This is a genomic window from Paenibacillus sp. FSL H3-0302, assembly GCF_037982245.1.
Lineage (GTDB): Bacteria > Bacillota > Bacilli > Paenibacillales > Paenibacillaceae > Paenibacillus_AQ > Paenibacillus_AQ odorifer.
The window spans coordinates 6,294,758-6,309,146 of the sequence record NZ_CP150284.1 but is presented as its reverse complement, the minus strand read 5'-3'; the positions used below and the strand labels follow the sequence as shown (position 1 = coordinate 6,309,146).

At 47.0% G+C, this 14,389-nt stretch carries 8 protein-coding genes, 1 tRNA gene and 3 rRNA genes; 11 read left to right on the top strand and 1 reads right to left on the bottom strand.

What is annotated here, in order from left to right; genetic code table 11:
- Positions 1 to 17: 17 nt before the first annotated feature.
- The 3 genes from MHH50_RS28180 to MHH50_RS28170 all read left to right on the top strand — a co-directional run bounded on the left by MHH50_RS28180 (position 18) and on the right by MHH50_RS28170 (position 3,633).
- Positions 18 to 1,130 carry a HAMP domain-containing sensor histidine kinase gene (locus tag MHH50_RS28180; protein ID WP_076123748.1) on the top strand — a complete coding sequence of 371 codons (1,113 nt, stop codon included), beginning with the start codon at positions 18 to 20 and terminating at the stop codon, positions 1,128 to 1,130.
- 62 nt (positions 1,131 to 1,192) lie between these two features.
- On the top strand, positions 1,193 to 1,777 hold the full coding sequence (locus MHH50_RS28175; RefSeq protein ID WP_340033734.1) for a hypothetical protein: 585 nt from the start codon (positions 1,193 to 1,195) through the stop codon (positions 1,775 to 1,777).
- Positions 1,774 to 3,633 carry a PBP1A family penicillin-binding protein gene (locus MHH50_RS28170; RefSeq protein ID WP_076310675.1) on the top strand — a complete coding sequence of 620 codons (1,860 nt, stop codon included), beginning with the start codon at positions 1,774 to 1,776 and terminating at the stop codon, positions 3,631 to 3,633. Before MHH50_RS28175 ends, MHH50_RS28170 begins: the two co-directional genes overlap by 4 nt.
- Before the next feature lie 4 nt (positions 3,634 to 3,637).
- Here MHH50_RS28170 and MHH50_RS28165 read toward each other — a convergent pair whose 3' ends face one another.
- Complete coding sequence (locus tag MHH50_RS28165; RefSeq protein ID WP_076123743.1) at positions 3,638 to 4,894, bottom strand: MFS transporter; 1,257 nt, start codon at positions 4,892 to 4,894, stop codon at positions 3,638 to 3,640.
- A 404-nt stretch (positions 4,895 to 5,298) separates the two neighbouring features.
- Between MHH50_RS28165 and MHH50_RS28160 the strand changes: the two genes are divergently transcribed.
- From MHH50_RS28160 to MHH50_RS28125, 8 genes are all read left to right on the top strand, one after another.
- Positions 5,299 to 6,856, top strand: a 16S ribosomal RNA gene (locus MHH50_RS28160).
- A 101-nt stretch (positions 6,857 to 6,957) separates the two neighbouring features.
- A tRNA-Ala gene (locus MHH50_RS28155) sits at positions 6,958 to 7,033 on the top strand.
- A gap of 172 nt (positions 7,034 to 7,205) precedes the next feature.
- Positions 7,206 to 10,131, top strand: a 23S ribosomal RNA gene (locus MHH50_RS28150).
- 128 nt (positions 10,132 to 10,259) lie between these two features.
- A 5S ribosomal RNA gene (gene rrf, locus MHH50_RS28145) occupies positions 10,260 to 10,376 on the top strand.
- Together the 16S, 23S and 5S rRNA genes with 1 tRNA gene alongside form the textbook arrangement of a ribosomal RNA operon.
- 421 nt (positions 10,377 to 10,797) lie before the next feature.
- Entirely contained in the window at positions 10,798 to 11,970 is a 1,173-nt protein-coding gene (locus MHH50_RS28140) for a GNAT family N-acetyltransferase (RefSeq protein WP_076218761.1), read from the top strand.
- 293 nt (positions 11,971 to 12,263) lie between these two features.
- Positions 12,264 to 12,725 (top strand): CtsR family transcriptional regulator, encoded by a 462-nt coding sequence (locus MHH50_RS28135; RefSeq protein WP_036680465.1) that lies wholly within the window; start codon positions 12,264 to 12,266, stop codon positions 12,723 to 12,725.
- Between the two features lie 30 nt (positions 12,726 to 12,755).
- Positions 12,756 to 13,280, top strand: coding sequence for a UvrB/UvrC motif-containing protein (locus MHH50_RS28130; protein WP_036680467.1), 525 nt, complete (start codon positions 12,756 to 12,758; stop codon positions 13,278 to 13,280).
- A 28-nt stretch (positions 13,281 to 13,308) separates the two neighbouring features.
- On the top strand, positions 13,309 to 14,373 hold the full coding sequence (locus MHH50_RS28125) for a protein arginine kinase (RefSeq protein WP_036680469.1): 1,065 nt from the start codon (positions 13,309 to 13,311) through the stop codon (positions 14,371 to 14,373).
- Positions 14,374 to 14,389: the final 16 nt, after the last annotated feature.

Below are 14,389 nucleotides of genomic sequence, written 5' to 3'. Positions count from 1 at the left end.
GGATTAGGTGAGGCTTCTTGAATTCTAAATATATAACGACGATTCGCTGGAAGTTTATGTTTGCTTTTTTGCTGAGTGTGCTTTCGGGCGCTTTGCTGCTCATGGCAGGGTACCAACTCGTCAACTTTATGATCTATCTAAATCCGGCTTCAGAGTCGGCTCCCTATTCACGCATACTGCGCTGGATTATTAATCATATTGGCTCTATGCCACTAATGACAGCAGCGGGTATTATCAGCTTTTTATTATTCTTTTTTATCTACACTCGTAAAGTTGTGCTGTATCTGGAAGAGATCACAAAAGGGATTCGAGAAATTACAAGCTCCGGGATGTCCCATAGAATTGAAGTCAGAACCACAGATGAGCTGGGTGTGCTGGCTGAGAATATTAATGAAATGGCTGAGCGTTTGCAGCACTCCATAGAGGAGGAACGTAAAGCTGTAAATGCGAAAAATGACTTGATCACAGGTGTTTCCCATGATTTACGCACCCCGCTTACCTCTGTCTTGGGCTTTCTGGAATACATTGAACAAGATCGATGTCAGGAAGAAGCGGAAATCCGGTATTACGTGGATATAGCCTACAACAAATCCCTGGTGCTGCGTAAACTGATCGATGATCTTTTTGAATACACACGTGTAAATAGTGGAGAGTACCCTTTGGTTATGCAGAGATTGGATTTGAAGGCCTTCATACGGCAGCTGGCGGAGGAGTCAGTTCCTGAACTAACAAAGGCGGATATGATCTATGAAATCGAGGACGTTGCTGATGAGTTATGGATAGAGGCTTCGCCTAAAGAATTAGTACGTGCTTATGAAAATTTGATTACTAACGCGATCCGTTACGGCAGAAGCGGCGGGAAATTGGAGATAGGTTTCAGTAAAAAGGAAAATGATGCTGTGGTCCGTATTAGCAACTTCGGAGAGAGGATTGCGGAAAGTGATATCCCTTTTATTTTTGAACGATTCTATCGGGCAGAAAAGTCGCGTTCACAGCATACAGGCGGCTCAGGGCTTGGACTTGCGATTGCCAAAAGTATCATCGAACGCCACAATGGCGTTATTTATGTAGAAAGTATATCTCTTCGCACGGATTTTATTACCCGTTTCCCATTCTTCATAGAATCTTAAGAAAACTATGGCGGGTTCTTAAGATTTGGAAGTTATCCTTGTGGCACAAGGAGGGAACTACCATGCCAAAACTTCGGACGGTTCGTATCAGCTATTTATATATTTTTATGGGTTGCGCTCTTTTGAGTGCTGCCTTTCTTTTTGTTGTCCAGCGGGCTGTCGATTTGCTGTATTCTCATTATTCGGGTCAACCAGGAGCCTTTTTTGTCCGGCTTATTCATTGGGTTATTAATCATATGGGTCAAACCCCTAGTGCCATCCTTCTATTTATTCTAGTCTTCGGTGGGCTGTATGTTCTTCGTTCACAGAAAATGGCTGATGATTTGCGCTCGCTAGTGGTGGGAACCTCGGAGCTGGCAGATAAAGGAGTCGCCCAGAACATCAAGGTTCTCTCTGGAGGAGAAATAGGTGAAATTGCTGCTAACCTCAATCGAATGCAAAGAATAGAAGTTCCAGAAAGAGGTGCAAGCTCAAAGCGGATAGAGGACACACCAGCAGTAGCTTTATTAATAAGAACTAGGGCGATACTTCGCACTCTCCGTGAGGTTGAAGAGGATGGGGCGGAAGTACATACACTTCTTGCAGCAGCGAATGATGAAGTACGCAGTATGGAGCGGTTCCTGGAGAACCTGATTATCGAATCATGAGCAGATGGAATGCACGCACCCGGATATTGCGAGTAGGGTACCTATTATTTGATGTGAGTGTTATTAGTACGGTATTGGTGCTTTTGATTTTGTTTTATGTATACCAGTATGGGGGTATTGTACTTAACCGGCATGAGGATAGGCTGCAATTGCCAGAATCAAGCCTCATCACAGCTTCAGATGGAACAGTTATACGAATGACTCCGCTACCGAGCTCGGGTTATAGGCTTACAGCAGAGCTTGAGGAGATGCCGGCTTTATTAATAGATACCTTTTTAACAGTAGAAGACCGCCGTTTTTATAGCCATCAAGGGGTCGATTATAAAGGGATATCACGCGCGTTCTTAAAAAATATCTTGGACATGAGTTTATCAGAAGGTGGCAGTAGTATTACTCAACAGCTTGCTCGCAATCTTTATTTGAACAGAGATAAGAATATGCTGCGTAAGTTAAATGAAACCTCTATTGCTTTTGCCTTGGAGCAGCGACTGACGAAACGTGAGATTTTGCAGCTGTACCTCAATCAGATTTATATGGGGCGGGGACAATATGGAGTAAAAGCAGCAGCGAAGCGTTACTTCGGTGTGTCTGATCTGAAAAAATTGGAGATCTGGCAAATAGCCACTCTGGCGGGAATCCCTAAAGGACCCTCTATTTATAACCCAGTAGACAATAGTGCATTATCCAAAACGAGAAGAAATCTAGTGCTAAAGATGATGTTCAATCAGCGACTAATCACGTATGAGCAAATGCAGGAAGCTATGAATAAACAATATCAGCCTCCAGCTGCGGTCGAAAATGGGGTTGCCGGAGTGTACTATGTGGATGCCGCCCTTAAGGAAGCGGCTCAGATCACAGGGAAATCCGTAGAGGAGCTTCGTACAGGCGGCTACACTATAGTTACAGGTTTGAACATCAAAGCACAGCAGGCACTTGAGCAGGCCGTTCTCAAAGAGGCTTCATTTCCACCTGACGGAAAAGATCAGCAGGTAGAAGCAGCTATGACCATAATGGATCATCGTACAGGAGAAGTAGTGGCATTGATTGGTGGGCGAGATCAAAACGAGGGCAATTTGAACAGAGCTATTATTGATGCACGTCAGCCGGGTTCCAGCTTTAAGCCGATCATTGATTATGGACCTGCACTGGAGAGCGGGAAATTCAACCCGAATAGTATGCTGTCCGACCGTAAAGTTGCTTATGGCAGCTACAAGCCTGAGAACTTGAACGGTATATACCAAGGTCAGGTCACAATGAACACAGCTTTGCAAAAATCCATCAATGCACCAGCCGTATGGGTATTGAAGCAGGTTGGAATCTCTTCTGCGCGGCAATTTGCCGCCAAATTAGGAATTGTACTGACGGAGGAGGACAATCATTTATCAATAGCTTTGGGGGGGCTTCATAATGGGGTTTCTCCACTAAAAATGGCCCAGGCCTACAGTGTCTTTGCTAGTGGAGGGAAATTTAATGCGGCTCATATGGTGCGCTCCATAACGGATTCAAAAGGGAAGGTCTTGTATACTCATCCCTCTGAATCACGTCAGGTAATCTCGCCGCGTACCGCAGAAGCGATGACGGCTATGTTACGCAATGTTGTTAATGAAGGAACAGGGAAAAAAGCGCAGATGAACAGACCAGTAGCGGGAAAGACCGGTACGACCCAATTGGACTTGGCTGGCGTGAGCAAGAAAGCTAATCGGGATCTTTGGTTTGTAGGCTATACTTCGGAGTGGACAGCTGCGGTATGGATGGGTTTTGATCGTACGAATCAGGATAATTACATGACTGAAGGCAGCGGGAAGGCTGCCGCTCTATTTTCTACAGTAATGAGTAAAGCCTTAAGTGATCATTGAGAAGTTATTGCGCCGCCCATTCTTCTAATTTCTCATCTCTAGGAAGCAGCAAGGCAAGAAACCCAAGCAGCGGGAGGAAGCCGCAAGCGATGAACACTTTAGCAATCCCGATACTATCAATGAGGTTGCCGAGGACTAATGAGCCGATCCCGCCGAGTCCAAAAGCAAGTCCCGTGATCAGACCTGAAACTGTGCCAATGTTGCCCGGATATAGCATTTGAGCATAAATGACGGTAACAGAGAAGCTGGACAGAAGGATGAAACCGCCAATCAGCAGCAATACAGCCGCCCATAATGGACCTACAAAGGGTAGAGCAAGTGCAAAGGGAACGGTTCCTACCATTGATAGTAAGATGAGATTACGCCGTCCAAAACGGTCAGCCAGCGGACCTCCAAAAAATGTGCCCACTGCGCCAGCAGCCAAATACATAAAAATATAGATTTGGGCTTTATCCAGCGTCATTTGATATTTGTCCATTAGATAGAAGGCGTAGTAACTGCCGATAGAAGCGCCATACCAAGACCTAACAAAGACTAGGAATACAAGAATAATCGTTGCTGTTCGTATGCTTTTTCGGCGGGCGGGGTCGATTGCCCGTGCTGTTGATTTTTTATGAAAGGTATAACCGGCATCTAGCATTTCTCTATACCAGCGAGCTACATAGGTCTGAACAGCGATTCCGGCAGCCGCGACGATCGTGAAGCCTAGGGCACCAATCTGGCCAAAGGGGATGAACACCCATTTCGTAAGCATTGGACCCAGGGACTGTCCAGCATTGCCGCCCACTTGAAAAATAGATTGCGACAATCCCTTTCGCTGACCTGCGGCCATATGAGCAACACGCATACCCTCTGGGTGGAAGGTGGCTGAACCGAATCCGATCAGGATAACCGAGAATAAGACCAGAAAATAGCTATTGGCATAAGCCAATAGAAGTACACCTAAAAATGTGCTGCACATACCCAGTGGTAATAATATAGGACGGGGTTTACGGTCTGCAGCATATCCAATGACGGGTTGGATTACTGATGACGTCATATTTAAAGCGAATGAGATCCATCCAATCTGGGCGAAAGAGAGCAGTAGATTATCTTTGAGAATAGGGAAGATTGCTGGAATGACTGCCTGTATAGAATCATTAAATAAATGAACAAAACTGACAGCTAACAAAATTTTATAAATCGTTGCCTGCTGCAGATTACGCTGCTCCTTGTTCTTGCTGTCTACCGTGGATGCAGCGTCTGTAGGTTTGGTCTTCATTTTGACTCCTCTCTGTACTGATAGTTAAAAGGTAAGATTGGCGAATACGATAAATTCTATTTAGCCACAAATAATGGATGAATGGTATCAATTTGTGTTGTATCGAAGTTATTTATACGATTGATTTTTTTATTTCAAAAAAAGCTTGCAAACTCAATGACAGCATGGTATATTATCTCTTGTGCTTACGACGCATCGCACATACGAAACACAAGCGATGAAGAAATAAGTTGACAAGATAGAAACAAACATGATATACTCTAATTCCTGTGCAAGAGACATTGAATGTCGAAATGCTAGGAGCAAGTTCTTTGAAAACTGAACAAATGGAACACGTTAATTTTTAAAAAGATTCAATTAATGAATCGTCAGTTTCAAAATGAGCATATCGCTCTTTTCAATACTAATTGGAGAGTTTGATCCTGGCTCAGGACGAACGCTGGCGGCGTGCCTAATACATGCAAGTCGAGCGGAGTTGTTTTGAAAGCTTGCTTTCAAAACAACTTAGCGGCGGACGGGTGAGTAACACGTAGGCAACCTGCCCTTCAGACTGGGATAACTACCGGAAACGGTAGCTAATACCGGATAATTTCTTTTTTCTCCTGAGAGAAGAATGAAAGACGGAGCAATCTGTCACTGAGGGATGGGCCTGCGGCGCATTAGCTAGTTGGTGGGGTAACGGCCCACCAAGGCGACGATGCGTAGCCGACCTGAGAGGGTGAACGGCCACACTGGGACTGAGACACGGCCCAGACTCCTACGGGAGGCAGCAGTAGGGAATCTTCCGCAATGGGCGAAAGCCTGACGGAGCAACGCCGCGTGAGTGATGAAGGTTTTCGGATCGTAAAGCTCTGTTGCCAGGGAAGAACGTCCGGTAGAGTAACTGCTACCGGAGTGACGGTACCTGAGAAGAAAGCCCCGGCTAACTACGTGCCAGCAGCCGCGGTAATACGTAGGGGGCAAGCGTTGTCCGGAATTATTGGGCGTAAAGCGCGCGCAGGCGGCTATTTAAGTCTGGTGTTTAAACCTTGGGCTCAACCTGAGGTCGCACTGGAAACTGGGTGGCTTGAGTACAGAAGAGGAAAGTGGAATTCCACGTGTAGCGGTGAAATGCGTAGATATGTGGAGGAACACCAGTGGCGAAGGCGACTTTCTGGGCTGTAACTGACGCTGAGGCGCGAAAGCGTGGGGAGCAAACAGGATTAGATACCCTGGTAGTCCACGCCGTAAACGATGAGTGCTAGGTGTTAGGGGTTTCGATACCCTTGGTGCCGAAGTTAACACAGTAAGCACTCCGCCTGGGGAGTACGGTCGCAAGACTGAAACTCAAAGGAATTGACGGGGACCCGCACAAGCAGTGGAGTATGTGGTTTAATTCGAAGCAACGCGAAGAACCTTACCAGGTCTTGACATCCCTCTGAATCTGCTAGAGATAGTGGCGGCCTTCGGGACAGAGGAGACAGGTGGTGCATGGTTGTCGTCAGCTCGTGTCGTGAGATGTTGGGTTAAGTCCCGCAACGAGCGCAACCCTTAACTTTAGTTGCCAGCAAGTAATGTTGGGCACTCTAGAGTGACTGCCGGTGACAAACCGGAGGAAGGTGGGGATGACGTCAAATCATCATGCCCCTTATGACCTGGGCTACACACGTACTACAATGGCCGGTACAACGGGAAGCGAAGCCGCGAGGTGGAGCCAATCCCATCAAAGCCGGTCTCAGTTCGGATTGCAGGCTGCAACTCGCCTGCATGAAGTCGGAATTGCTAGTAATCGCGGATCAGCATGCCGCGGTGAATACGTTCCCGGGTCTTGTACACACCGCCCGTCACACCACGAGAGTTTACAACACCCGAAGTCGGTGGGGTAACCCGCAAGGGAGCCAGCCGCCGAAGGTGGGGTAGATGATTGGGGTGAAGTCGTAACAAGGTAGCCGTATCGGAAGGTGCGGCTGGATCACCTCCTTTCTATGGAGAATCGTTCTCTGCAATGAGAACATTCAAATCGGAAGTTTAACTTCCACAACCAATTAACGTGTATCCATTTGTTCGGTTTTGATGGAATTTGCGGGGCCATAGCTCAGCTGGGAGAGCGCCTGCCTTGCAAGCAGGAGGTCAGCGGTTCGATCCCGCTTGGCTCCACCAACAAACTTCATCTATTTGTTATGTCTATACATTTGATCCTTGAAAACTGGATACCGAAACGAATTTGCGTTTTAGAACATCTTTTAGCAACTTGTGCAAACAAGTAAATGTTATTAGTGAGATGATTCCAAAGAGAATGTCATCGTATGATATTTTCCTGCGGAAAAATCAAGGTTAAGCTAATAAGAGCACACGGAGGATGCCTAGGCGCCAGGAGCCGACGAAGGACGTGGCGAACAACGAAACTGCCTCGGGGAGCTGTAAGCAAGCTTTGATCCGGGGGTGTCCGAATGGGGAAACCCAGCTGTGGTAATTCGCAGTTACTCATTTCTGAATACATAGGAAATGTAGAGGCAGACCAGGGGAACTGAAACATCTAAGTACCCTGAGGAAGAGAAAACAATAGTGATTCCGTCAGTAGCGGCGAGCGAACGCGGAACAGCCTAAACCTAAGAGCTTGCTCTTAGGGGTTGTGGGACGTCTCACATGGAGTTACAAAGGAATATGGTAGGTGAAGAGGTCTGGAAAGGCCCGCGATAGAGGTAAAAGCCCTGTAACCTAAACTGTGTTCTCTCCGAGACGGATCCCGAGTAGTGCGGGGCACGTGAAACCCCGTATGAATCCAGCAGGACCATCTGCTAAGGCTAAATACTACCTGGCGACCGATAGTGAAACAGTACCGTGAGGGAAAGGTGAAAAGCACCCCGGAAGGGGAGTGAAATAGAACCTGAAACCGTGTGCTTACAAAAAGTCAGAGCCCTATTAATGGGTGATGGCGTGCCTTTTGTAGAATGAACCGGCGAGTTACGTTTAACATGCAAGGTTAAGCCGAGAAGGTGGAGCCGCAGCGAAAGCGAGTCTGAATAGGGCGAATTAGTATGTGGACGTAGACCCGAAACCGTGTGATCTACCCCTGTCCAGGGTGAAGGTGCGGTAACACGCACTGGAGGCCCGAACCCACGTACGTTGAAAAGTGCGGGGATGAGGTGGGGGTAGCGGAGAAATTCCAATCGAACTCGGAGATAGCTGGTTCTCCCCGAAATAGCTTTAGGGCTAGCCTCGGTATAAGAGTAGTGGAGGTAGAGCACTGATTGGGTGCGGGGTCCGCAAGGATTACCAAGCTCAGTCAAACTCCGAATGCCATATACTTATTGCCGGGAGTCAGACAGTGAGTGCTAAGATCCATTGTCAAAAGGGAAACAGCCCAGACCATCAGCTAAGGTCCCCAAGTGTGTGTTAAGTGGGAAAGGATGTGGAGTTGCACAGACAACCAGGATGTTGGCTTAGAAGCAGCCACCATTGAAAGAGTGCGTAATAGCTCACTGGTCGAGTGACTCTGCGCCGAAAATGTAACGGGGCTAAACACACCACCGAAGCTATGGCTAGATGCTTTGCATCTGGGGTAGGGGAGCGTTGTGTAGGGGTTGAAGGTGTACTGAAAAGAGCGCTGGACACTACACAAGTGAGAATGCCGGTATGAGTAACGAAAAGATCAGTGAGAATCTGATCCGCCGAAAGCCCAAGGTTTCCTGAGGAAGGCTCGTCCGCTCAGGGTAAGTCGGGACCTAAGGCGAGGCCGAAAGGCGTAGTCGAAGGACAACAGTTTGAAATTACTGTACCACCGTAATCCGCTATGAGCGATGGGGTGACGCAGGAGGGTAGTGACGCGGACTGATGGATGTCCGTCTAAGCAGTGAGGCTGATGTGTAGGCAAATCCGCACATCGATAAGGCTGGGCTGTGATGGGGAGCGAAAATTATAGTAGCGAAGGTCATGATCTCACACTGCCAAGAAAAGCCTCTAGCCAGGAGAAGGTGCCCGTACCGCAAACCGACACAGGTAGGCGAGAAGAGAATTCTAAGGCGCGCGGAAGAACTCTCGTTAAGGAACTCGGCAAAATGACCCCGTAACTTCGGGAGAAGGGGTGCCCCGGTAGTGTGAATAGCACGAGGGGGCCGCAGTGAAAAGGCCCAAGCGACTGTTTAGCAAAAACACAGGTCTGTGCGAAGCCGCAAGGCGAAGTATACGGGCTGACGCCTGCCCGGTGCTGGAAGGTTAAGGGGAGTGGTTAGGGGTAACCCGAAGCTATGAACCGAAGCCCCAGTAAACGGCGGCCGTAACTATAACGGTCCTAAGGTAGCGAAATTCCTTGTCAGGTAAATTCTGACCCGCACGAATGGCGTAACGACTTGGGCGCTGTCTCAACGAGAGATCCGGTGAAATTTTAATACCTGTGAAGATGCAGGTTACCCGCGACAAGACGGAAAGACCCCATGGAGCTTTACTGCAGCTTGATATTGAATTTGGGTACGATCTGTACAGGATAGGTGGGAGCCGTAGAAATCGGAGCGCAAGCTTCGGTGGAGGCGCCGTTGGGATACCACCCTGATCGTATCTAGGTTCTAACCTAGTACCCTAATCGGGTACGGGGACCGTGTCAGGCGGGCAGTTTGACTGGGGCGGTCGCCTCCTAAAGAGTAACGGAGGCGTTCCAAGGTTCCCTCAGAATGGTTGGAAATCATTCGCAGAGTGCAAAGGCATAAGGGAGCTTGACTGCGAGACCTACAAGTCGAGCAGGGACGAAAGTCGGACTTAGTGATCCGGTGGTACCGCATGGAAGGGCCATCGCTCAACGGATAAAAGCTACCCTGGGGATAACAGGCTTATCTCCCCCAAGAGTCCACATCGACGGGGAGGTTTGGCACCTCGATGTCGGCTCATCGCATCCTGGGGCTGAAGTAGGTCCCAAGGGTTGGGCTGTTCGCCCATTAAAGCGGTACGCGAGCTGGGTTCAGAACGTCGTGAGACAGTTCGGTCCCTATCTGTCGTGGGCGCAGGAAATTTGAGAGGAGCTGTCCTTAGTACGAGAGGACCGGGATGGACGTACCGCTGGTGCACCAGTTGTTCCGCCAGGAGCATGGCTGGGTAGCTACGTACGGACGGGATAAGCGCTGAAAGCATCTAAGCGTGAAGCCCCCCTCAAGATGAGATTTCCCAATTAGTAAGACCCCTTGAAGACGACGAGGTAGATAGGTTGGAGGTGGAAGTGCAGCAATGCATGGAGCTGACCAATACTAATCGGTCGAGGGCTTATCCTATACGTAGAATGCAGATTCGTTTCGGATTCAGTTTTCAGGCATCAAGCCTGTAACACGCTTAGAAATTCATTGTCACTTCTGGTGATGAACCGAATTTCACGCGGCAGCGTCTGTTTCACAGATGCATGTTTGGTGGCGATAGCGGAGGGGTTCCACGCGTACCCATCCCGAACACGACCGTTAAGCCCTCCAGCGCCGATGGTACTTGGACCGAAGGGTCCTGGGAGAGTAGGACGTTGCCAAGCACAAATAGACCACTGTTGATAACTCGACAGTGGCTTTTTTGCGTCTATTATAGATTGTGGAAAACTTGTGGATAATTCATTGGAATTTGCAGAAAACTTACGCACATGTGGATAGATGATTAAAAGGCAAAAAATCACCAAATGGTGTGGATTAAGTACATATTTATGTAGATCTGTCAACAGAAAACCTAAGTAATACACGGGTTGCTGTGGATATAGTCATATTTATGTGGATAGAGGGATTGATAAGTGGATAATTATTTTAACTTGAATAGAACAAGATTACAAGACTATTTTTAAAACTGCCTAAGGCTGTGGATAACTGAAAAAAGTTCGAAAAATATCCTTATAATTCGCACACAATACACTCTCTTGTTATACTAACCATAAAAGTAAATTCATAAATGATGAGGTGAGTTTTGTGGATATCAGACAGTTGCACTCAGAAGAGTTTGATCTAAGCATGGATTTATCTGAATATGCTTTTCAATACAAGCTGCCTAGTGAGAAAAGGGCGAATGCTAAGGAAAGATTTAAAGCAGAACGCGTATGGGGTGCTTTTGAAGAAGGGACTTTGGAAGCTAAACTTACTCTTCTTCCGTTCGAAGTGTACATACAAGGTAGATTAGTACCTATGGGAGGGCTCGCAGGGGTAGCGACATGGCCAGAGAATCGCAGACAGGGGCATGTGGCAAAGCTCCTGGCGCATACGCTGCAAACGATGAATGAGGCGGGGCAGACATTATCTTTTCTGCATCCGTTCTTGATCCCCTTTTATCGCAAATTTGGTTGGGAAGTTTATTGTGAATATAAGAAATACTCCATTCCTGTTGCCAAGTTTCCCAAGAAGGTTGAAGTTGAGGGCAAGGTAAGACGTGGTGTTATAGATATCGAAGTATTGGACAACTTATACAATCGTTTTGCAGTTAGATATAACGGAACACTTAAGCGTGATTTGGACTGGTGGGAAAACTCTGTTCTGGATGATGAAGGTCAGACTGCGGTATTTTATTCACAGCTTGGGGAACCTGAAGGATACGTACTATATAAGATAGAAAATAGAGAGCTGGTCATTGATGAATTTGTGTTTTTGAACGAACAGGCCCGGCAGGGGCTGTGGACATTTCTTGCAAATCACGATTCGATGGTGACCGGTGCATCGCTAAAACTGGTGCCATCCGATGATATGTTACCCTTTTTGCTGCCTGATCCGCGTATAGAGCAGGAGAATTATCCTTATTTTATGGCGCGTATTGTTAATGCTAAAGCATTCGTGGAGAGTTATTCTTTTAAGCGTCACAACAGTCAGAAGAAACAGGTTATCTATATTGAAGATAAATATGCCCCATGGAATGACGGGTTGTGGGAATGGACTGTCTCCGAAAAGGGAGCAGCAGCTTTCTTGCGTATAGAGGGTGAACGGGATGCAGCTGACTTAAGCTGTGATATTGGTACGCTGACGATTCTAATGTTTGGATATAAACGCCCGGCAGAGCTGGCTCGTTATGGACGTGTGACTGGTAATCCGAGGGCTCTGGAATGGCTCGAAGAAATCATACCGCAAGCTGAAACTGCACTTTTTGATCATTTTTAGAAAATAATTAGGCTCTCCCCTTCGAAAGATGCTGGGAGAGTTCTTTATTTCCGAATACATTCGCTGAAAAAAGTGAAAAATAAGAGAATCCTCTTGGAATTAGCACAGAATATGTTATAATATTAAAAAGTCAAAGAAAGTCAAAGTCAACGCACCTGATGACATACAGTGCGATCCTCTGAATTTGTGAAGTTTTCTTCAGACTTATATGAATGAAGTTCACTAATGAATGTCATTAAGGATGCGGGCGCAAGCGATATTATGAAGCTTTAAAGAGCACTGGAGGATGAGTGATGCGCAATATCTCTGATATTATTGAACAATATCTGAAGAATATTTTGCATGAAAGTCCCGAAGGTACGGTGGAAATCCAGCGAAATGACCTGGCGGACCAGTTCTCATGCGTACCGTCACAGATCAATTATGTTATTAGTACACGCTTTACACTGGAAAAAGGCTATGTGGTGGAAAGTAAGCGTGGTGGCGGGGGATATATTCGTATTCAACGTTTTGAATTGCCGCCCAACGTGGCACTGCATGCCCATTTAAACCATACTATAGGTGGCGGGATAGATCAGAACGCTGCCGAAGGGTTGATTTATCAACTGGAGGAAGCTGGTTTTCTAAGCAAGCGTGAGGCGTGTCTTATGCGCGCTGCTGTTTCTCGGGATTGCCTAACGGTTAAGATTCCATATCGGGATGAGATTCGGGCCAAGATTATGAAGGCGATGTTAATCTCTTTGTTAGGCAAATAATTGTCAATCATAAGGGAGGGGCTTTCGCTTATGCAATGTCAGGAATGTGGCGTCAAGCCAGCAACACTCCATTTCACCAAGATCGTGAATGGAGAGAAGACAGAATTTCATATCTGCGAGAGCTGTGCGCGGGAGAAGGGTGAACTGATCCCGGGAACTGCTGGAGGATTCTCCATTCACAGCTTGCTGTCCGGTCTGCTTGATCTTGAAGGGGCCGGTAAGGAAAAGACGGCTGCTACGAAGACTACGCAGAGTCTGCAATGTGAGAATTGTGGAATGACGTACTCGCAGTTTAGCAAATTGGGTCGTTTTGGCTGCAGCTCCTGTTATAAATATTTTAACAGTGCACTGGACCCGCTCTTTAAACGGGTGCATGGCAGCACTTCGCATGTAGGCAAGATTCCTAAACGTGCTGGAGCACAAATTGTGTTCAAGCGGCAAATTGATGAATTGAAGCTGGAATTACAGCAAAGTATCGCACAGGAGGAGTTCGAAACTGCGGCAGAGCTGCGGGATCAAATTCGCCAACTTGAAAAAGAAATGGCACAAGAGTAAAGTCTTTGATATATAGGGGGGATATGACATGTCAAGTCTCCGATTTACTGAACAAGCGCTTAGTGATTGGATGCGCTCGGGAGGCAGTCACTCCGAGATTGTAATTAGCAGCCGTATGCGTATTGCACGTAATTTAGAGCATCTTCCATTCCCTATGCTTGCTTCCTTAGAGCAATCGGAAGAAGTATTAGAGCTGCTGGCCCCTGTGTTTCATGGGGAAACTGCTGCCGAATTCGGATCTTTTCAACTGATAAAGCTTGCAGAAGTGAATGAACTGGATAAAAAGGTATTGGTCGAGAAACATCTCATCAGTCCTAATCTGGCTAATGATTCACGTGGCGCAGCTGTGATATTAAATGAAGATGAGTCGGTCAGCATCATGATTAACGAAGAAGACCATCTGCGGATCCAATGTCTGTTCCCGGGTCTTCAGGTAAGAGAAGCATGGGAACGTGCGACAGCCATCGATGATATCTTCGAATCGGCTGTGAATTACGCTTTTGATGATAAAAGAGGATACTTGACCAGTTGTCCCACCAATGTGGGTACAGGGCTGCGTGCCTCAGTAATGCTGCATTTGCCAGCACTAGTAATGACCCAACAGATCAATCGCATATTGTCAGCAGTGAACCAAGTGGGATTGACTGTAAGAGGAATTTATGGTGAGGGCAGCGAAGCAGTAGGGAACATCTTTCAAATTTCCAATCAGATTACTCTCGGTCAAACAGAAAGTGAAATCATCGAGAACCTTCACAGTGTAGTCACCCAGATTATAGAGCATGAACGAAATGCCCGTGAAAGGCTGCTTGTAGATTCCGCTTTAAGAATTACAGACCGAGTGAAAAGATCTTATGGGATTTTGTGTTATGCAGCTCTAATGGAGCTTAAAGAATCCGCACAACGGCTGTCTGATGTGAGACTTGGGGTTGACCTTGGCATACTGGAAGGCCCTTCGATTTCCGTGCTTAATGAGCTTAACGTTAAGACACAGCCAGGATTTCTGCAAAAAATGTTCGGTGACGAGATGAACGCCACTGAACGGGATATGTATCGGGCGAAACTGCTCCGAGAAACACTGGGAACACAACATTAATATAGATATTTATTAT